This window comes from Rothia nasimurium (assembly GCF_049068285.1).
Lineage (GTDB): Bacteria > Actinomycetota > Actinomycetes > Actinomycetales > Micrococcaceae > Rothia > Rothia nasimurium_I.
In genome coordinates this window covers 176,726-196,813 of sequence record NZ_JBLKPV010000005.1, presented here as the reverse complement: position 1 = coordinate 196,813, position 20,088 = coordinate 176,726, and the positions used below count along the sequence as shown (strand labels likewise).

At 61.7% G+C, this 20,088-nt stretch carries 11 protein-coding genes, 1 tRNA gene and 1 other RNA gene; 9 read left to right on the top strand and 4 right to left on the bottom strand.

The window, feature by feature from the left end; translation table 11 throughout:
* Nucleotides 1-65: 65 nt before the first annotated feature.
* Nucleotides 66-150 (bottom strand) — tRNA-Ser (locus tag ACMXX3_RS06390).
* A 196-nt stretch (nt 151-346) separates the two neighbouring features.
* On the opposite strand from ACMXX3_RS06390, the gene ffs reads away from it, so the two are divergent.
* The 5 genes from ffs (at nt 347) to ACMXX3_RS06365 (ending at nt 7,459) form a co-directional block, all read left to right on the top strand.
* Nucleotides 347-443, top strand: an RNA gene (gene ffs / locus ACMXX3_RS06385) — signal recognition particle sRNA small type.
* Between the two features lie 232 nt (nt 444-675).
* A complete protein-coding gene (locus tag ACMXX3_RS06380; RefSeq protein WP_421083908.1) occupies nt 676-3,687 on the top strand; it encodes a DNA polymerase III subunit gamma and tau in 3,012 nt (1,003 codons plus the stop codon).
* An 89-nt stretch (nt 3,688-3,776) separates the two neighbouring features.
* Nucleotides 3,777-4,853, top strand: a complete 1,077-nt coding sequence (gene recR, locus ACMXX3_RS06375) for a recombination mediator RecR (protein WP_421083907.1) — start codon at nt 3,777-3,779, stop codon at nt 4,851-4,853.
* 290 nt (nt 4,854-5,143) lie between these two features.
* Complete coding sequence (locus tag ACMXX3_RS06370) at nt 5,144-6,433, top strand: aspartate kinase (protein WP_237188974.1); 1,290 nt, start codon at nt 5,144-5,146, stop codon at nt 6,431-6,433.
* A gap of 102 nt (nt 6,434-6,535) precedes the next feature.
* On the top strand, nt 6,536-7,459 hold the full coding sequence (locus tag ACMXX3_RS06365) for a 3-methyladenine DNA glycosylase (RefSeq protein WP_421083906.1): 924 nt from the start codon (nt 6,536-6,538) through the stop codon (nt 7,457-7,459).
* 192 nt (nt 7,460-7,651) lie between these two features.
* Here ACMXX3_RS06365 and ACMXX3_RS06360 read toward each other — a convergent pair whose 3' ends face one another.
* A complete protein-coding gene (locus tag ACMXX3_RS06360; protein WP_421083905.1) occupies nt 7,652-13,654 on the bottom strand; it encodes a MucBP domain-containing protein in 6,003 nt (2,000 codons plus the stop codon).
* 455 nt (nt 13,655-14,109) lie between these two features.
* The gene (locus tag ACMXX3_RS06355) at nt 14,110-14,493 is read right to left on the bottom strand and encodes a DUF1304 domain-containing protein (protein WP_421083904.1); all 384 of its coding nucleotides are present in this window, start codon (nt 14,491-14,493) and stop codon (nt 14,110-14,112) included.
* Nucleotides 14,494-14,588: 95 nt separating this feature from the next.
* Between ACMXX3_RS06355 and ACMXX3_RS06350 the strand changes: the two genes are divergently transcribed.
* Entirely contained in the window at nt 14,589-15,164 is a 576-nt protein-coding gene (locus ACMXX3_RS06350) for a TetR/AcrR family transcriptional regulator (protein ID WP_421083903.1), read from the top strand.
* Here ACMXX3_RS06350 and ACMXX3_RS06345 read toward each other — a convergent pair.
* Complete coding sequence (locus tag ACMXX3_RS06345) at nt 15,161-16,333, bottom strand: Fic family protein (protein ID WP_421083902.1); 1,173 nt, start codon at nt 16,331-16,333, stop codon at nt 15,161-15,163. The genes ACMXX3_RS06350 and ACMXX3_RS06345 overlap by 4 nt on opposite strands.
* Nucleotides 16,334-16,559: 226 nt before the next feature.
* Between ACMXX3_RS06345 and purS the strand changes: the two genes are divergently transcribed.
* The 3 genes from purS to purL are packed head-to-tail and all read left to right on the top strand — an operon-like array spanning nt 16,560 to nt 19,971.
* On the top strand, nt 16,560-16,811 hold the full coding sequence (gene purS / locus ACMXX3_RS06340; RefSeq protein ID WP_237188980.1) for a phosphoribosylformylglycinamidine synthase subunit PurS: 252 nt from the start codon (nt 16,560-16,562) through the stop codon (nt 16,809-16,811).
* 5 nt (nt 16,812-16,816) lie between these two features.
* Nucleotides 16,817-17,626: a phosphoribosylformylglycinamidine synthase subunit PurQ gene (purQ, locus tag ACMXX3_RS06335; RefSeq protein ID WP_237188981.1), complete on the top strand. Its 810-nt coding sequence runs from the start codon at nt 16,817-16,819 to the stop codon at nt 17,624-17,626.
* A gap of 26 nt (nt 17,627-17,652) precedes the next feature.
* Nucleotides 17,653-19,971, top strand: coding sequence for a phosphoribosylformylglycinamidine synthase subunit PurL (gene purL / locus ACMXX3_RS06330; RefSeq protein ID WP_421083901.1), 2,319 nt, complete (start codon nt 17,653-17,655; stop codon nt 19,969-19,971).
* Nucleotides 19,972-20,088: the final 117 nt, after the last annotated feature.

Below are 20,088 nucleotides of genomic sequence, written 5' to 3'. Positions count from 1 at the left end.
GGAATACCTGCTTCTGGGCAAAGAAAAAGCCGGTTTCATCAAGTGGGCGATGAAACCGGCTTCAGCGGAGGATGGGGGATTTGAACCCCCGAGGGCGTGAACCCAACACGCGTTCCAGGCGTGCGCCATAGGCCGCTAGGCGAATCCTCCAGGCTGTTGCTTAGCTATATACATAGCTTCACGAAAGCGAACAGATACGAGCATACCCTACACTCAGGGGTTCGCGCAAATCGGAGTGCGGGCGGGGGCAGGCCGTCCGCGCCAACAGAACCCGGGGGGTCATAAAACCCTTGGAAAAACTCTCCGCTGCACCTTTGTTTTTTAAGACGGCTTAGGGTACAGTTGTTGGAGCCCCTTACGTGGCGTCATCTTGGAAAACTCCCCCAGGGCCGGAAGGCAGCAAGGGTATCTGGGCTCTGACGGGTGCGTGAGGGGTCTTTTTATGCCCGCTGGCAGGTGCCCAACCCTGGCACCAGCGGAACATGTTCCGCTGGCCATCATATGTGTGGGCTTTGCCGGAACATTTGAAGTTTTCCGGCACATTTGCCCCGAACCCGCCGCCGGGGCTTCTGCTGAGAGCGGGGGACGCTTAAAACGTCAGGCACCCCCACTAGACTGTTAACCAGCCCTCCGGGTCCCCTGTGCGTGACCCTGCCGTCCTACCGAAGGTTTCTTGTGAGCACTGCACTGTACCGCCGCTACCGCCCTGAGTCTTTTGCTGACGTCATTGGGCAGGAGCACGTCACTGAGCCTCTGATGACTGCTCTTGAAAAGAACCGGGTCAATCACGCCTACCTCTTCTCGGGCCCGCGTGGCTGTGGCAAGACCACCTCCGCGCGTATTTTGGCGCGTTGCCTCAACTGTGCCCAGGGCCCTACGCCTACCCCCTGTGGCGAATGTGAGTCCTGTCAGGATCTTTCCCGTGACGGCGGTGGCTCCCTCGATGTGATTGAGATGGACGCCGCCTCCCACGGCGGCGTGGATCATGCCCGTGACCTGCGGGAACGTGCCACCTTTGCGCCGGTGCGCGACCGCTACAAGATTTTTATTATCGACGAGGCCCACATGGTCACCCGCGAGGGCTTCAACGCCCTGCTCAAGATCGTAGAAGAGCCCCCGGCGCACATTAAGTTCATTTTTGCGACCACCGAGCCCAACAAGGTGCTGGGCACCATTCGGTCCCGTACCCACCACTACCCCTTCCGACTGGTTCCCCCGCAGACCCTGGGGGCCTACCTGGCCAAGCTCTGTGATGAAGAGGGCGTTAAGGTAGCCGACGGCGTGCTACCGCTGGTGGTTCGGGCCGGTGGCGGGTCGGTGCGTGACTCCCTTTCCATTCTTGACCAGCTCATGGCCGGTGCCTCTGATGAGCAGGGCATCTCCTATGACCTGGCGGTTGCCCTGTTGGGCTTTACCCACGGCGAGCTTCTGGACGAGGTCGTTGATGCCTTCGCCTCTGGTTCTGCCGCCGAGGTCTTTGCATCGGTTGACAAGGTGATTCAGACCGGCCAGGATCCCCGCCGGTTTGTGGAAGACCTGCTCGAACGTTTCCGCGACCTCATTATGGTCAAGGCAGTTCCAGATACCGCCGGGTCGATCCTGCGCGGGCTAGCTGCTGACCAGCTCGACCGTATGCGCGCCCAGGCCGAGAAACTGGGATCGGCTGAGCTTTCGCGGGCCGCTGACGTCACCAACGCAGCCCTGAACGAGATGAGCGGGGCCATGAACCCGCAGTTGCACCTTGAGCTCTTGTGCGCCCGTATCCTTTTGGCTGCTGGCGACGGTGGTCTGGGTAGCCTTACTGCCCGTCTTGACCGCCTGGAGCGCCAGGTCGCTTCGGGGCAGGTGTCAGCTGGGCAGGAGACTTCGCGGAAGATTTCAGCGGCTCCTACTCAGGCAGGGCAGGACGCTCCCAGCCCCCTTGCCCGCGCCCGGCAGCAGGTTGCAGCCCAGGGGGCCGCTCCCCTGGCAGGAGCACCCCTAGCAGGAGCGCCCCTAGCCCCGGCACCAGCGCCAATTTCCCAGACTCCTGTTGCGCCCCCGTCCGCACCCCAGGGCGTCCCCCAGCAAGCACCCCAGGGCGTCCCCCAGCAAGCACCCCAGGGCGTGCCCGGTGAAAATACCGTTGATTTGGTGCGCAACTCCTGGGCAGACATTATTGCCCAGCTGCCCTCCCCCTACGCCCGGGCCCAGTTTGCCCTCTGTGAACCGTCAAAGTTTGAAGAGGGAGCGCTCTTCCTCCGCGCCGACCTTGCCGTGCTCAAAAACGTCAAGAGTCATCTGCCCCTCCTGCAGCAGGCCCTCAACCAGGTGCTCGGCCTGCAGGTAAATCTACGAGGAGAGATTAAGCAGCCCGGCTCCTCCCACGGCCAGGGGGGCTCACCCGTTGTGGGAAAACCTCAGGGCCCGCAGGGTAAAGCTCCGGCTCTCACCGAGCCTGCCCCTGTAGGCCAGGCCCCCCTCCAGCCTGCCCCGGCTAGCCAGGCTCCTAGAGTGTCGCAGGCCCAGGTACCCGCCCAGGCACCTGCCCAGGTATCCGCCCAGGCGCCTCATCAAGCGCCCCTGGCTCCGCAGGCCCCAAGACCTACCCAGCCCCCTGTTACCCCACAGGCCGAGTTCTCCCCCCATGCCCCTGCCTCCCAGCAGGAGCCCGCTCCAGTTGCTGACGGGCCGCGCGGCGGCGAGCAGGCCTGGGCAACCCACGGCCAGCCCCGTACCAGCGAACCCCCGGCCTGGAGTCCAGATGACTGGAATAACCCCGTCACCTCCTGGTCTGTTGCCCCTATTCCCAGCGACGAGCCCGCCCCTGATACAGAAGAAGCAGCCCAGCCGAGTGAAGCACCCCGGCCGGTAGCTCCTGCCCAGCCGGCAGCACCTGCCCAGCCGGCAGCACCTGCCCAGCCTGTCGCCCCTTCGCATTCTCTCCAGCACACCCAGCCAGAGCACACCCAGCCTGCAGGCTCAGCTCCCCTTGCGGCCCAGGCCGCAAGCCCCTCAGTAGCCCCGAGTTTTACTCCCGGGCTCCCGGCAGGTGGCCAGCCCGTCACTGACCTTGAAGCCCAATCCCAGGCCGTGGCCGGGCAGTTCACCCCAGCCCCGGAACCAGCACTCCAAGGCCCAGCACAAGAGCAGGTCGAGCGCGGAGTAGCCCCCGTCCCCCAGGCTTCTGAGCCCGGAGAACCTGCCCAGTTCCAGGCCCAGCCGAGTCAGGCCCGTCCGGTTGCAGAAGAATACGCCGACTACGAGGGCGGATACTTTGACGACGCCCCCGCAGAAGAACCCGAATACGTGGCCGGGGTTGGGTACGTCCAGCCCGAGGAACAGGCACCTGCAGCACCCGCCCCCGCCCCTGCCCCTGCCCCTGAGACAGCGGCTCCCGAAGCCCCCGCCGCCGAAACCCTGGCCCCTGAAGCACCCGCCGCCCCAGCCCACGCTGGAGGCCGCAGTCCAGCAGAAGACCGCGGTGGCAAGCTCTCCTTCCGGGAGCGTCACGCCGCGCAGATTGCTGCAGGCCAGAGGGCCGTGCAGGAATCTAAGGCCCCACCAGCTGCACCTGATGTTGCGGAAGACTTTGCCCCCAGTGACGACGATGCAGCCCTCGAAACGGCTGTGCTGATCGGCCAAAAGGCGGTGGAGAAAATCCTCGGCGGCAAGGTCATTGACGAACAACCCCTCCACCAGGGCTAAGCACCCGTGCAGGGGCCCGGCCCCTGGCCCGGTTAACCTCTTCTGTTACTGATTGTTTACGGCCGCAGGGTCGATGACTAGGAGTTTGTGTGTACGAGAGTGCCGTCCAGAATTTGATTGACGAGCTGGGCCGCCTACCCGGGGTGGGCCCCAAGTCGGCGCAGCGTATCGCCTTCTATATCCTGAACGCAGATGCCTCAGAGATGGCCAAGCTGACCGACGCAATTTCCCGCGTCAAAAAGACCGTCAGCTTCTGCGATATCTGCGGCAATGTCTCTGAAACCAAGCTCTGCGCTATCTGCCGGGACGAGCAGCGGGACCCCAGCATGCTCTGCGTGGTTGAGGAGTCCAAGGACGTGGTCGCCGTTGAGCGCACCCGCTCCTTCAGTGGCCGCTACCATGTGCTGGGCGGGTCCATTAACCCTATGGCCGGTATCGGCCCCGAGCAGCTCCGGATTCGTGAGCTGGTAGCCCGCCTGTCTGATGAACGGATTACCGAGCTGATTCTGGCTATGGATCCCAACCTTGAGGGTGAAGCTACCGCCACCTATCTCTCCCGCCTGCTGGTGCCCATCGGTATTCGGGTATCCCGCCTGGCCTCCGGCCTGCCGGTGGGTGGCGACCTTGAATATGCCGATGAAATCACCCTGGGCCGGGCCCTAGAGGGTCGCCGGATTATTAGCGAAGGCAACCGCACCGAGACGGCTAACCCGGTTGAGGATTTTGAGGCCGCTGTCGAAGAAGAAAACCAGGCAAAGGCTGAGCAGGCCGCCCAGGCTGAGGCGGCGAAGGCCCCTCGGGCCCGCTGGTCGGGTTCAATGTTCGATGACCTTGAAGCTGGTACCCCCCACGGTACCCCCCAGAAGGGTTCCCAGTCTGGCCCCGGTGAGGCGGAACAGGGTGATTTGAACGAGGCCCTCTTGGAGCAGGAACTTGAGAAAGTCCCCGGTGAGCTTTCCCCCGAAGAGATAGCTGAGCGGGCCGCTGCTGCCGCCTTCGAGGCTGAAGAGGGTGCGTACGTCCCCGCCCCGGCGTCCGCCCAGGACGGTGAGCGCCGCGAGGCCTACCAAGCTAAGTTGGAAGAACTCAAAAAGACCCCCTTACGAACAGTGGCCCCGGAGATTCCGCCGATTCCGGGCAAAACCTATGTGAATCCTTGGACCTAAGCCCGTTACCCCCCGGCCGGGGGCTTCTCGGGTATCTACCCTTTGAGCCTCAGCCCGCTGCGTCCCCAAACATGGTGAGCTGCCCCGAGGAGCCTACCAGCTTGTGGAGGCCGGAGGGGTCTTCTCCAGTTCCTTGGAGTTTCCCTAACCGGGTCTGTAATTTTCCGTCACACACGTTATATTCCCGTCATGTGAGCAAAAATAGTTCATCTTAGGCGCCGGGCCATACCATAGGTGGTGAGCCGGTTACTCGCCGGCCCCACACCATACTTTGTACTGGAGAAAACCAAATGAGCCTGATTGTCCAAAAGTTCGGCGGATCCTCGGTATCTGACGCCGAGGGTATCAAGCGCGTTGCCCGCCGTATTGTGGACACGCAGAAGGCTGGCAACGAGGTCGTCGTTGTTGTCTCAGCGATGGGTGACACCACCGATGAGTTGCTCGACCTTGCGGCTGAAGTAACCCCCAATGCCGGCCCCTCGCGTGAACTCGATATGTTGTTGAGCGCCGGCGAGCGAATTTCCATGGCCGTACTGGCCCTGGCTATTAACAGCATGGGCGGACGCGCCCAGTCCTTCACTGGTTCCCAGGCCGGCATGATTACCGACGGCGTCCACGGCTCCGCCCGCCTGGTCGAGGTCAACCCTGAGCGTATCCGCACTGCCCTTGATGAGGGTTATGTTGCTGTGGTTGCTGGCTTCCAGGGCATGAACCGTCAGACCCGGGACATCACCACCCTGGGCCGGGGCGGCTCCGACACCACCGCCGTCGCCCTGGCTGCTGCCCTGAATGCTGATGTGTGTGAGATTTATTCTGACGTTGACGGCGTGTTCACCGCTGATCCCCGTATCGTCCCTACCGCCCACAAGCTTGACACTGTTACCAGCGAAGAAATGCTGGAGATGGCTGCTAACGGCGCAAAGATTCTGCACCTGCGTTCTGTTGAGTATGCCCGCCGCTTCAACTTGAAGCTGCATGTTCGCTCTTCGTTCTCACAGCTTGAAGGCACCCTCGTTATCCCGGACAATGAGGGTATGGAAACTAATTTGAAGGAGATCCCCTTGGAACAGCCCCTCGTCTCGGGCGTTGCCCACGACCGTAGCCAGGCTAAGGTCACTATTATTGGTGTTCCCGATGTTCCGGGTTCTGCCGCTAAGGTCTTTGGCATTCTGAATGAGACTAACGTGAACCTGGACATGATTGTTCAGAACGTCTCAACCGACCGTCCTGACGTCACCGATATCTCCTTCACTCTTCCCCAGGAGCAGGGTGCTGCGGCTCTGGCTGCTCTTGAGGCACAGAAGGCTGAGCTGGGCTTTGAGTCTGTGGAGTACAACGAGCAGATTGGCAAGCTGTCGCTGGTGGGTGCGGGCATGAAGTCTAACCCTGGTGTTTCCTTCAAGTTCTTTGATGCTTTGAGCACTGCCGGTATCAACATTGAGATGATTTCTACTTCTGAGATCCGTATTTCGGTGATTACCGATATTGAGAAGCTGGATGAGGCTGTTCGCGCAGTCCATACTGCTTTCGGCTTGGACGCTGAGGGTGAGGCTACTGTTTATGGTGGTACTGGCCGTTAGGTTGTAGGTTTTTGTTTCGTCCGGTAAGGACGGGCTGGCCCCGGGTTGGCAGTGTAGCGCTGCTGACCCGGGGCCTGGTTTTTGCCCACTAGAATAGACCTCATGCCCCTTACCCTCCTTGCCTCTGACGAGTGGCGGGCGCTGGCGTCCGCCCACGAAAACCGAGCTGGCCGCTACGCCCTACCCTTCGCAGCCCGACGCGAACGGGGCGAGGCCCATCCCGTTGAAGACTTCCTCTTCACCTACTACACCCTCAAACCCGGTCAGTTTATGCGCTGGCACCCGGGGGCCGGGGTGATCTTGCAGGACGCCGGTGAGCGGGCAGGCTGGAAGTTCTACCGGCCAGCTACCCGACAAGAACTAGAAGAGGCAGGCCTACCCCCAGCCGAAGCCGCCGCAACGGCGGAGGCAGGCACCAGCGTCCTGGTCGATACCGAAAAGTTTGCCGAAGCCCGCGCGTCCGCCATTGATTTTGCCCGCATTATTCTGGGTAATACGGCTGCTAAGCCGGGTAATTTCGGCTGTTTCGGGTTGCACGAGTGGGCGATGGCGTATAAGTCGGTGGAGAATAACATCCGCCATGATTACCTTGATTTACGGTTGGGGGCTGAAGGTACCGACCGGGTGGTGGAGGGCCACAAGATTCACTGCACCCATTTTGATGCTTTCCGTTTCTTTATGCCGCAGGCGGCGCCCCTAAATGAGCTGCAGCCGACGCGGGAGCAGCAGCGCAACTTGGAGCAGCCGGGGTGCCTGCACGCCAATATGGATATTTATAAGTGGGCCTATAAGCTCCTGCCGCTGGTGCCCTCACACCTGGTTATGGACTGTTTTGAGTTGGCCTGGGAGGTTCGGGAGCTGGATATGAGGGCAGCCCCTTACGATTTGCGGGATTGGGGCTACGAGCCGGTCAAGATTGAGACGCCTGGGGGGAAACTTGAGTACGCCCGCCAGCAGCGGGCCTTTGCTGCCCGGTCGGTTGAGTTGCGCCAGCGGCTGCTGGAGGCAATCGATCGGGCGCTTTAGCTTCACCCTCGCACTGCGTCAGAGCGGACCATACGCAAGGCCCCTCCTCTCAACCTGGTTGAGAGGAGGGGCCTTGCGTAGCTAAGGCGGTGGGAGGGGCAGGCTCTGCCCCTCCCACCGTTTGCCCCCAAGGGGGCTGAGTACATTGTGAAGGAACCTAATGGTTCATATTCAGACTCTTAGCGCTTTGCCTTATGAGTCCTTACGGCGGTTGCGGCGGGTCAGGGCTGCGCCGAGTCCCAGCAGCAGGGCACCAAGGCCGGCAGCTGTGCCTACCTGAGCACCGGTATTTGCAAGGTTGCCTCCGCTGGATGACTTACCTGCAGGGGCAGAGCTCTTACCCTGGCCGGTGCCGCTGGTGTTACCACCGGTAGAACCACCAGCGTTACCACCGGTCTTACCGGTATCGCCTGCACCACCGGGGGTGCCGCTGCCCTTGTCCTGGCCGGCGCCGGGGGTACCAGGCTGTCCGTCACCGGGGTTACCAGGCTGTCCGTCACCGGGGGTGCCGGGCTGGCCATCACCGGGGGTACCAGGCTGGCCGTCACCGGGCTGACCGGCACCAGGCTGGCCGTCACCGGGAGTACCAGGCTGACCGTCACCGGGGGCCGGAGTAATCGGCTGGTTGGGGACGCCGGGGTCAGCCGGGTCGGTCGGGTCAACCGGCTTATTCTCTACGGGCTTGTAGGGAATGACCAGGTCGTCACCGGGGTTAGCGGGGGTCGGCGGGACGTAGCCCTTCTCGGGATCGTTAGGATCAACCGGCTGCAGGGGTTCACCTGTGACCGGGTCGACCGGGATGAAGCCGGGAACGTAGGGCACCACATCTCCCTCACCAGGAACAGAGGGCTGATCCGGGTTTTCAGGGTCGAAGGGGAAGGGGATCTTGGGCAGGTTCTCGACGGGGACGCCGGGGAGCTGCGGAATCCAGTGGCCAACCTTCTGGTAGATGTAGGTGACTGTGGTTTCACCCTCAACGACCTGGCCCTTTTCGGTGCCCTCCACGGCGATGAGGACGTAGCGGCTACCGTCGGCGGTAGTTACTTCGGTGACCTTGTGGTCCTCGGTGGAGTAGTCAGTGCCGACGACTGCGTCGCGGGTGTCAGTGACCTGGTTGAGGCCGGGGATGGCGTTTCCGTCCTTGTCCTGGTACTTGACGATGACGCTACCGACCTTATCGGCGTCCTTGACGTAGTCAATGACCAGTTCTTCACCGGGGGTGCTGGGGGTCGGCGGGACGTAGCCCTTGGTGGGATCCTCGGGGTCAACCGGGGTCAGGGGCTTGGTCGGGTCCTGAGGATCAACCGGGGTGTAACCGGGGACGTAGGGGATGACGGTATCCGGGGTCGGGGTTACCGGCTGATCCGGGTTGGCAGGGTCGAAGGGGTAGGGGATCTTGGGCAGATCCTCGTCGGGGACGCCGGGCAGCTTGGGTACCCAGTTGCCTACCTTCTGGTAGACGTAGGTGACCTCGGTGGTGCCTTCGGTGACTTCACCCTTTTCGGTGCCGATGGTCTTAGAAGGTACCAGGACGTAGCGGCTACCGTCGGCTGCGATGATTTCTGCGGCCTTGGTGCCGGTGGTGTCGTAGCTACCGCCGACGGGTGAGTCGGTGACCAGGTAGGCAGGGTCCTTGATGGCGTTGCCCTCGGTGTCGGTGAAGCGAACCACGACGCTGCCAACCTTAGCCTCGGGCGCTGGGGTCTCTTCCACTACAGGGACGTAGGGAATCGGGGTGTTGACGCCAGGGGTGCTGGGGGTCGGCGGGATGTAACCCTTCTTGGGGTCCTCGCGGTCAACCGGGGTCAGGGGCTTGGTGGGATCCTCGGGGTCAACCGGGGTGTAACCGGGGACGTAGGGGATGACGGTATCCGGGGTCGGGGTTACCGGCTGATCCGGGTTGGCAGGGTCGAAGGGGTAGGGGATCTTGGGCAGATTCTCGACGGGGACGCCGGGGATCTTGGGTTCCCAGTAGCCGACCTTTGCGTAGACGTAGGTGACTTCGGTGGTTCCCTCAGTTACCAGGCCTGTTTCTGCGCCCTTGGTCTCGCCGGGGATGAGCACGTAGCGGGTGCCATCGGACAGCATGATGGTTTCGGGCTTGTTGTCAGTGGTGGTGTACTCGGTGCCTACCGCTGCGCCAGCAGTGTCCGTGACGGGAGCCTTGATGGTGTCGCCGCCGGTGCTGACGTAGTTGACGATGACACTACCGGTTGCTGCCGGAATCACAGGCTGGTAGGGGATGAGGAGTTCCTCACCGGGGGTGCTGGGGGTCGGCGGGACGTAGCCCTTGGTGGGATCGTTAGGATCAACCGGATTCAGCGGGGTCTTATCCCTGGGGTCAACCGGAACGAAGCCTGGGACGTGGGGAATGGTCTGGTCCGGGGTCGGGGTTACCGGCTGGTCCGGGTTGGCAGGGTCGAAGGGGAAGGGGATCTTGGGAAGCTCATCGACGGGGACGCCGGGAAGCATGGGGACCCAGTTAGCCACCTTCTGGTAGACGTAGATGACTTCGGTGTTGCCTTCGGTGACCTTGCCCTTTTCGTCACCCTTGGTGAGGGAGGGGACGAGAACGTAGCGACTACCGTCCTCGGTGACGATTTCGGTGGGCTTGTGGTCGGTGGTGTCGTACTCTACGCCAACCTTGGTGCCGGCCTCGGTGTCGGTGACGGAAACGGAGATTTCCTTGTCGTCAACGTCCTGGTACTTGACGGTAACGCTACCGCTAGCGTTGGGTACATAGGTGATGTTGATGTCTTCACCGGGGGTGCTGGGGGTCGGCGGGATGTATCCCTTCTTGGGGTCCTCGCGGTCAACCGGGGTCAGGGGCTTGGTGGGATCCTCGGGGTCAACCGGGGTGAGACCGGGGACATAGGGGATGGTTACGCCGTCACCGGGGACGATGGGGTCGCCCGGGTTCTCGGGGTCGAAGGGGAAGGGGATCTTTTCGACGGGCTGGCCCGGGATGTTGGGGATCCAGTTGCCGACCTTCTGGTAGACGTAGGTGACGGTGGTTTCACCTTCTGCTACGGTGCCCTTTTCGTCGCCTTCGGTGAGGGAGGGGACGAGGACGTAGCGGCTGCCGTCGACCGCAGTGAATTCAGCTGGCTTGTGGTCGGTGGTGTCGTAGTCGGTGCCGACCCGCTTGTCCTTGGTGTCGGTGACGGGAGGCAGGCCGGGAATCTCCTGGTCGGTGGTGTCTTTGTAGGTGACGAGGACGTCGCCGGTGACCTCAGTGACGCTGGGGGTGTAGACGGCGGTGGCGGGGGTGCCGTTGATGTCCTTGATCTGGACGCGGGCGGGGTCAGGTGAGCCAACAAAGTCCGGGTTGGGCTTGAAGGTGACCTGGCCGGTTGCCGGATCCAGGGTGTAGGTGCCGACCTGGACACCGTCCTTCATGGCGGGGATGGTGGTACCTGAGATGGGGTTGCCATCGCCGTCAACGAAGGTGGTGGTGGAGAAGTCCAGGGGGACTTCTTCGTGACCGGGCTGGAAGTCCAGACGGCTGGTCTGTTCCCGTCCCTGGAGGCCGGTGGTGACGTCGTCAGCGGCAAAGGGGGTGACAGTGAAGACGGTCGGGGTGTAGGTGGCGGTAACGGGCACACCGTACTTGTCCTTGACGGTGACGGTGGCGGGCACCGGGGTTCCGGTGAAGTCCTTATTGGGGGTGAAGGTGATCTTGCCGGTCAGGGGATCGACGGTGTAGGTACCAATCTGCTTGCCGGTTTCATCGGTGGCAGGGATGGTGGTTTCGTCGGTGGGCTGGCCGGTGGCAGGATCGATGAAGCGCACGGGGTTGCTTGCACTGGGAACGATGGGCTTGCCGTCGCTCTCGGTGAAGGTGGGGGTTGCGCTCTGGTCACGGCCCTGGAGGTCGCCGGTTTCCTTGCCGTCTGCCGCAGGTGCTACAGGGAAGACGTGGGGGGCGAAGATGCCGGTGGCGTGTTCGCCGTTGCGGTCGCTGATGCGGACGCGGGCGGGGTCAGGTGAGCCGACGAAGTCGGGGTTGGGCTGGAAGGTGACCTGGCCGGTTGCCGGGTCCAGGGTGTAGGTGCCGACCTGGACCCCGTCCTTCATGGCGGGGATGGTGGTGCCTGAGATGGGGTTGCCATCGCCGTCAACGAAGGTGGTGGTGGAGAAGTCCAGGGGTGCGAATTCGGAGCCCGGGGTGTAGACAATTTCGGAGGTCTGGGGAGCACCCTGACGGTCGAGGTTGGAGTCTACGGTCGCGCTGGGCTTGGCTCCTACAACGGTGGGGACGAAGATAGCGTCCATGGTGCGGGCGCCGTTGACCCGGATGTCGTTGACGTTTTCGAGCCCGTTGAGGGTGGTGTTGGAGGTCCAACCGGTGTCGTTGCCGTTTTCATCGTAGGCGCGGATAGCGACGCCCTTGGCGGTACCGACGAACTGGGGTTCGGGGGTGAAGGTGACGGTGCCGTCCGCGTTGAGGACGTAGCTGCCTTCACCTGCCAGGGTGTAGGTCTCCCCTACCCCGTAGAGGGTTCCGTCGGGGCCAACGATCTTGTATTCGCTGGTGCCGAGGAGGGCGTTGGCGACGCTGAAGTCGTCCTTGAGGTTGCCGTAGGCGTTGAAGCCGATCGGGGTGGAGGTTACCGGGGTGTTCTGGGGAGTTTCGGTGAACTGCTGGGTACCGCGCGGCGGGTGGATGACGCGCACCATGAAGTCCTCAACTTCACCGGAGGAAGCGAAGCCGGTGGGGTGCTGGATATCTGCGAAGTTATCAGCGATACGGGCACGGACGCCGACGTAGTTGAGGGAGGTATCAACAATCTGGTGGGGGTTGTTGAAGGCCAGGGTGTGCATGGTACCGGCTTGGCCTTCAGCAGTGTAGGTGTCAACGCGGACAGGTTCGGAGGCTTCACCTACCTCGAAGGTGCCGTCATTGTTGGTATCGACCCAGGAGCGCAGGTAGGAGCTCTTGGCGGGGTCATTGGAGCGGGAGGCCATCATTTGGTACTCGAAGCGGGTGCTCGAGGCAAAGTAGAAGGCGAGGTCTTCGTCGGTGTTACCAGCGGCGGTAAAGTCGGCAATGCCTTCGTCGCCGGCGTCGTACATGTCGTCGCTCTTCCATTCGACGGCAGCGCCGTCTTCAGCGCGGAAGTCGGGCCCAACGCGACCAATCTTGGGGTTCTGGTAGTTGGGGATTAGGGGATTATCGGCGATGAGGTGCTTGGCTGATCCGTAGGATTCAGGGGCATCTCCCTGATCGAAGAGGACGAAGCCCAGACGGACCTGCTGCTGGCCAGGGGAGTTCACGAAGATGGAGACGTTCATGCCCTGGGTTGAGGTGCCGGTGGTTTCAACGATGGGTACAGAACCGTTGACAGCACCGGCTGCCTCGTCACCGTTGGTCATCAAGGGGCCAACCAGGCTAGTACCGATGCCGCGGTTGGGGTCGTTGGGGTTGAGCTTCCAGTCGTTGATGTTGTAGGTACGATTATTGGCGGTGAAGTGGGCTGCAGTCAGCGGATCCGGGTAGTCCCGGAAGGAGGGGTAGGATTCTTTCCGCTTGGCCTCAGCAAGGAGGTCCCAGGCGGTACCGGTGGTGGAGTAGGCCTGGAACTCTGAGTCACCGGCCATCTCACCGTCAGCCACGATGATGGAGGGGCGGACAGGAACTTCGCTGCCGTCAGAGAGGATACGGACGGCGGTGACGTTGAAGGTGATACCGATATTACCGCCGTTGGTATCGGAGCCCAGGTTACCCAGGGCCTGACTGCCGTCCTCATTGAGCATGGGGATACCGGCCTGGGTCAGGTGGGACCAGGTTCCGCTGTCGTTCTGGGCTACGACCCGGGCTTCTGTGTTCTTCTCGCGGTTCCAGTTGACGTCGTCGTCCTGGTAGGGCTTGAGTTCCACGACTTCGGCGGTGATACGGACGACGTCACCTGCGTACATCATTTCGTGGGTGTAGACGGAGCCGACCTGGAAGGCGTTGCCGGTGCCGTAGTTCCAGACGCCGACCTGGCCCTGGCCAGCGGCGGGCTTGAAGTTGGCCCAGGAAATCTGCTGGTTGAGTTCAGCGATACTCATGCGGGCGCCATTGGAGCTGAGGGCTACAGGTAGATCTGATGCTTCAGCGGCTTGGGGAAGGAAAATAAGACCACCAGAGACGACTGCGGCTGTGGTGATGAGCGCGGCATTGCGCTTAGCGGTGTGTTTTGGGGTTGTCATGGTGTTCCTCTTGGGTACACGCGAGAAACCCCAGAGGGCCCTGCGATGGGCCGAGTATTCTGGGAATTCTCGCAAAGGTTTTAGAGTGACACCTTCAGGGTAGCCAGACAGGTTTTGAACTTCTAGAGCCTACTTTTTTGTTACATTTCCCTCTTCCTGGGGCGCCCTGCTTGAATGGTTGAAGTTTGAAATAAGACAGGTATTATTTTTCCAGACCAGACAGGTATTAGGTCCACCTAACCCACCCCCCCCCCGGCAATTTTGCACTCCTGAAAATTAGTGGAAATATGACAGCCTCTTCCGCGCCATGTCCAGGAGGTCCAACGTCCTACCTACTCAGGGCAAGAAAACACCAATCAGACACCGCACCTACGAGACTCCACGTGCCTTCACTCTGGCCATCAAAAAACCTGCAGAAGTCCACCCCACACCCCTACAGGCTCCAGGAGATTTTGTTAGATAAGAGCACCTACACCCAACAGGATCACAGCAAGCAGGGGGAAAATACCCTGCTTCATGGCCGCAGCCCGCTTATCGGGCGAGGTGATGAAAAGGACGGTCGCGGCAGCCAGCATGGAACCGGCGCCAGCAAACATGAGGGCCAGACCTACCGCAGGGGCACCCAATAGATAGGCAAGAGCACCAGCACCAGCAATCAGGGCCAGGAAGAGGTTATAGAACCCCTGGTTATAGGCCATCTCCTGAGTTTGTTCGGCTGATTCGCGACTCATACCAAAGACAGACAGGGCGCGGGTAGTCCAGGCAAAGGATTCGAGGTAGAAGATAAAGAAGTGCAGGGCCACAGCGAGAAACAGGGCGATAAGGCCGGCAATCGTCACGGGGAAGTCCTTTCAGAAAGTTTTTGTAACAACCATTCCAATATATACTGGAATGGTCAGTACATAACCCTTGGCGATAATGAAATGAGGCACATATGGGGCGCCCCCTCACCTTTGACCGCGAGCAGGCGATCGCCCAAGCCCGCAATCTCTTCTGGGCCCAAGGCTACGAAGCCACCGCCGTCCCCGACCTTGAAAAAGCCACCGGCCTCAAACGCTCCAGCATCTACCATGCCTTTGGATCCAAAAAGGGGCTCTTTGATGAGGTCATTGAAAACTACCTGGCCCAGAGCGTCCGCCCCCTTCTTACCCCTCTCACCGCCCAGGATGCCGCCCCCGATGCCCTCCGCTCCTACTTTGCCCACCTAGAAGCGTCTTTCAACTCCACAACCCCTCACCCGGGTTGCCTGCTCATTGCAGCGGCGAACTCCCCGATTGGGGCTGACCCTTCGGTGGGCGCAGCTATTTCTGGCTATTACGACGAGCTCCTGGCGGCCTTCCGCACGAGCCTGGGCAGGGCCCGTCCGAACCTTACCGATTCCCAGCTGGATCATCAGAGCCGCACCCTGGTGGCCCTCACTGTCTCGGCCTTAGCCTTGGCCCGCACCAACAGGCAGCTTGCCCTAGCCAACCTGCACACGGCACAAGAGCTCCTGGCCACTAAGAACTAAACAAAACGCCGACGACCTGCCCGTTGGGCAAAGGCGTCAAGCGCCCCCGTTAAGGCAGGAGCAGACCAGGTATTTTGCCCGCGCACTTTCTGCTCCCGCCGCAAGATACCGGTTTCCACCAGGGACTCAATAATGCGGTAGGCAGTGGACTTAGCCACCCCGGCATGTTCCTCTAACATTCCAGCCGTGAAAGCTGGCTCTGAGCAGCAGAACCTTGCCACCTGACGCACCGCCTCAGTCACCCTGGGGCGCGAGGCAAGAATCTGCTCGTAAAACTGCTCAATATCCTGGGCAAGTAAGCGGGTGTTAGCCAGGGAGGATTCAATGGCCTCCACAAAACACAGGATGATAGGCTCCATCTCCCCCCGCCTATAGGCTTCCAGGGCAGAAACATACCCCTCAAGGTCATAGAGCAAACCACTAGAGAGGGGAACCACCACATGCTGCGTCACCCCACGCGCCCTCAGCAGGGATGAAATCAGAGCCCTACCGGTGCGTCCATTTCCATCGGTGAAAGGGTGGATGGTTTCAAACTGGGCATGGGCAAGGGCAGCCTGCACGGTAGGGTCAAGGTCCCGGCGCCCTAAGAAGGCGACGAGGTCCTCCAACAGGCCAGGCACGTCTTCCCAGGCAGGAGCCACATAGGTAGCCGTCACGGGAGACTCTCCCCCAATCCACACCCATTCTTTCCGCAGCTCACCGGCGTCGTCTTGGACGCCCGTTGTCAGCTCCTCATGCATGGTCAGCAGGGCGTCGAGGCTGAGCTCATGGGCCACGTCAATGGCAGCCTTCATGGCGCGGACGTTGCGGGCCACAAGCTCGGCATTGCCTCCTACAGGCGCACCGAGTGCAGCGAGCGAAAGTTTCCGAGCGTTGGCAGTGAGATTTTCAATCTGGGAGCTAGTGGCTGATTCCCCACGCAAGAGGACCGTCGCAAAAGGGAAATGGGCGAAGGAGCTTTGCTCCTGGTCAAATCGGGTCATCGCGTCTGACGCTTCAGTGGCCCTGGTCAGGACGGCCGGGCTGAGGTTGACAGGGATAGCAGAAATATGAGGTACCTGGGGCACCTGAAAAACGCCACGGTTCTTGCGCTGACTACGGCGGGAAGCCAGAGGATCCCGGTGCGTCCACACCTGCTCTGTGTAGGTAAGAGGTGGCCAGTTCCCCATGATCCCTCCCCAAGTCTTAATGAGAAAATCCACCCCAATTTTCCCATTAAGGCCCTTATTGGGAAAATCCTCACTTTTTTGTCTCAGTAGAGGTCAGCGCCCCGACCCGGCGCCCGCCTAGAAATGCCCTGGCCCACACCATCTCAAAACAAGGCGACCTGGCTCACCGTCAGCTAAAATAGGTGACGGCTCTTACTAGATTCCAGCACCCAAGGAGTGCCCATTCATGGCCCGTATTGTTGTTGACGTTATGCTCAAGCCCGAGATCCTCGACCCCCAGGGCAAGGCAATCGCACACGAACTTCCCCGCATCGGACTCACCAACTTCACCGATGTCCGTCAGGGCAAGCGATTCGAACTTACTGTCGACGGCGAAGTCACCGAAGAACTGCTCGCCCAGGCCCGCCAGGCAGCAGAAGAACTGCTCTCCAACCCCGTCATCGAAGACGTTGTCAACGTCGAAGCGCTGGAGGACTAAACAAGGTGGCAGAATCCCTCGCAGCAACTGAAGTTCCCCTCGTCGGCGACTTCTCCGTCAGCACCCCCAACGCCGCTCTCGCAGATGTGCGCGTTGGCGTCATCACCTTCCCCGGCACCCTGGATGACCGCGACGCCTCCCGCGCCGTCCGCCTGGCCGGTGGCACCCCCGTACCGCTGTGGCACGATGAAGCAGCCCTACACGATGTAGACGCCGTTATCGTACCCGGCGGTTTTTCATATGGTGACTACCTCCGCGCAGGCGCTATCGCAGCGAAAGCCCCGGTCATGAGTAAGGTCGTTGAAGCAGCCCAGGCCGCTGGCACCTCCGGATCCGCTCCCCTGCCCGTCCTCGGTATCTGCAACGGTTTCCAGATCCTGACCGAAACCCACCTGCTACCCGGCTCCATGATCAAGAACGACCACCGTAAGTTCATCTGCCGCGACCAGATCCTGCGCGTTGAAACCAACCAGACCTTCTGGACCAGCGACTTTGAAGCAGGCCAGAACATCGTCGTCCCCCTCAAGAACCAGGACGGCCAGTACGTTGCCGACGCCAAGACCCTTGAGGCCCTTGAAGCTGAAGGCCGCGTCGTCTTCCGCTACGTGGACGTCAACCCCAACGGTTCTCGCAACGATATCGCCGGTATCTCCAACGAGCGCGGTAACGTGGTTGGCCTCATGCCCCACCCCGAGCACGCCGTCGAACCCGGCTTCGGCCCCTCCTCCTCAGGCTTCGGCACCGTGCCCCTGCGCGGAGGCGCCGACGGCCTGGGCGTCTTCACCTCGGTACTGAACAAGCTGGTTTCGGCCTAAACGCCGCGTCATAAGGAAATCCAACATTGAGCGAAAAGAAGTTTAACCTCGACACCGTCGAGCACGCCGCAGCTACCCCCGACACCGAGCTGCCCTGGGCTGAGCTGGGTCTGAAGGAAAACGAGTTCGAGGACATCAAGAAGATTCTCGGCCGCCGCCCCACCGCAGCCGAGCTGGCCATGTACTCGGTCATGTGGTCAGAGCACTGCTCCTACAAGTCCTCCAAGGTCCACCTCAAGCAGTTCGGTGCCAAGGTCACCGACGAGATGAAGAAGGACCTCATGGTTGGTATCGGCGAGAACGCCGGTGTGACCAACATTGGCAACGGCTGGGCTGTGACCTTCAAGATTGAGTCCCACAACCACCCCTCCTACGTTGAGCCCTACCAGGGTGCAGCAACCGGCGTGGGCGGTATCGTCCGCGACATCATCTCTATGGGTGCCCGCCCCGTGGCCGTCATGGACCCCCTGCGTTTCGGTGCCATTGACCACCCCGACACCGCCCGCGTCCTGCCCGGCGTTGTCTCCGGTGTTGGTGGCTACGGCAACTCCCTGGGCCTGCCCAACATCGGCGGCGAAGTTGAATTCGACGAGTGCTACCAGGCCAACCCCCTGGTCAACGCCCTGGCTGTGGGCATCATGCGCCACGAGGACATCCGCACCGCAAACGCCTCAGGTACCGGCAACAAGGTCATCCTCTTCGGTGCCCGCACCGGTGGCGACGGCATCGGTGGCGCTTCGGTTCTGGCTTCGGAGTCCTTCGACGACACCAAGCCCTCCAAGCGCCCCGCCGTTCAGGTGGGCGACCCCTTCGCTGAGAAGGTGCTGATTGAGTGCTGCCTGGAGCTCTTCAAGAACTCCATCGTTGAGGGTATTCAGGATCTGGGCGCTGCGGGTATCTCCTGCGCCACCTCCGAGCTGGCCTCTAACGGCGACGGCGGTATGCACGTTGACCTGACCAAGGTTCTGCTGCGCGACCCCACCCTAACCCCGGGTGAGATCCTCATGTCTGAGTCCCAGGAGCGCATGATGGCCGTGGTAACCCCCGAGAACCTGAGCCGCTTCGAAGACATCATGGCCAAGTGGGATGTCGAATACTCCATTCTGGGTGAGGTCACCGGCTCCGGCCGCCTGACTATCGAGTGGCAGGGCGAGATCATCGTGGACGTTGATCCCAAGACCGTCGCCCACGACGGGCCCACCTACGAGCGCCCTTACGCCCGCCCCGAGTGGCAGGACGCCCTGCAGGCCGACAAGTTCACCGGCTCAGAGGCGGACGACGCCCGCCCCACCGGTGCTGAGCTGGGCGAGGCTATCAAGGGTTTCATGGCTGCCCCCAACATGTGTTCCAAGTCCTGGATCACTAACCAGTACGACCGCTACGTTCAGGGCAACACCGCCCTGTCCATGCCCGATGATTCTGGCGTGATTCGCGTGGACGAAGAGACCGGCCTGGGTGTTGCCCTGGCCACCGACTCTAACCCCCGCTTCACTAAGCTGGACCCCTACGAGGGCGCCAAGGCGTCCCTGGCTGAGGCCTACCGCAACGTCGCTACCGTGGGTGCCCGCCCCGTGGCTGTCTCTGACTGCCTGAACTTCGGTTCCCCCGAGGACCCGGACATCATGTGGCAGTTCGCTGAGGCTGTACGCGGTATCGCTGACGGCTGTATGGAACTGGGCGTGCCTGTAACCGGCGGTAACGTCTCCCTCTACAACCAGACCGGCGGCAAGGCCATTAACCCCACCCCCGTGGTTGCCATGATGGGCGTAATGGACGACGTCACCCGCCGCACCCCCTCCGGCTGGGCTCCTGAGCATGACGGCCAGGCCCTCTACCTGCTGGGCACTACCCGTGACGAGTTGGACGGCTCCGAGTGGGCCCGCTTCAAGGGTCACCTGGGCGGCCTGCCCCCCAAAGTTGACCTTGCTGCTGAGAAGCTGCTGGGCGACATGCTGGTGAACATGAGCCGGGACGGCATGATTGATGCAGCCCACGACGTTTCTGCCGGTGGCCTGGTTGCTGCCTTGGTTGAGGGTTGCCTGCGCTTTGGCGTCGGTGCCCGTGTTGGCCTGGGTGAGGTTGCTGAGCGTGACGGCATTGACCTCTTCACCCTGCTCTTCTCAGAGTCCTTGGGTCGTGTGGTTGTATCTGTGCCCCGTTCTGAGGAGGTTCGCTTCAAGGACATGTGCACCGCCCGCGACTACCCCTTCGCCCGTATCGGCGTGGTCGATGCCGCCTCTAATGCCCTGGATATTCAGGGTGAGGTCGCTATCGACCTGGACGAGCTGCGCGAAGCCCACGAGGGCACCCTGGCCCGCTACTTCGGTGAGGTTGCCCCCAGCTAACCCTCCCGGGTTTTAAATTCAAGGACGCCGCCCGTCCGCTTCCCCTGCCTGGTGGCAGGGAGGCGGGCGGGCGGGCGGCGTCCTCGTCTATGCCTTAGAGGAAGCACTCCTGTCTCC

What these genes read in the sequence shown, in the direction of transcription:
- ACMXX3_RS06370 (WP_237188974.1), top strand. Translation starts at nt 5,144, where the DNA reads ATGAGCCTGATTGTCCAAAAGTTCGGCGGATCCTCGGTATCTGACGCC.
- ACMXX3_RS06345 (WP_421083902.1), bottom strand. Translation starts at nt 16,333, where the DNA reads ATGGGGAACTGGCCACCTCTTACCTACACAGAGCAGGTGTGGACGCAC.
- purS (WP_237188980.1), top strand. Translation starts at nt 16,560, where the DNA reads ATGGCCCGTATTGTTGTTGACGTTATGCTCAAGCCCGAGATCCTCGAC.
- ACMXX3_RS06360 (WP_421083905.1), bottom strand. Translation starts at nt 13,654, where the DNA reads ATGACAACCCCAAAACACACCGCTAAGCGCAATGCCGCGCTCATCACC.
- ACMXX3_RS06350 (WP_421083903.1), top strand. Translation starts at nt 14,589, where the DNA reads ATGGGGCGCCCCCTCACCTTTGACCGCGAGCAGGCGATCGCCCAAGCC.
- ACMXX3_RS06365 (WP_421083906.1), top strand. Translation starts at nt 6,536, where the DNA reads ATGCCCCTTACCCTCCTTGCCTCTGACGAGTGGCGGGCGCTGGCGTCC.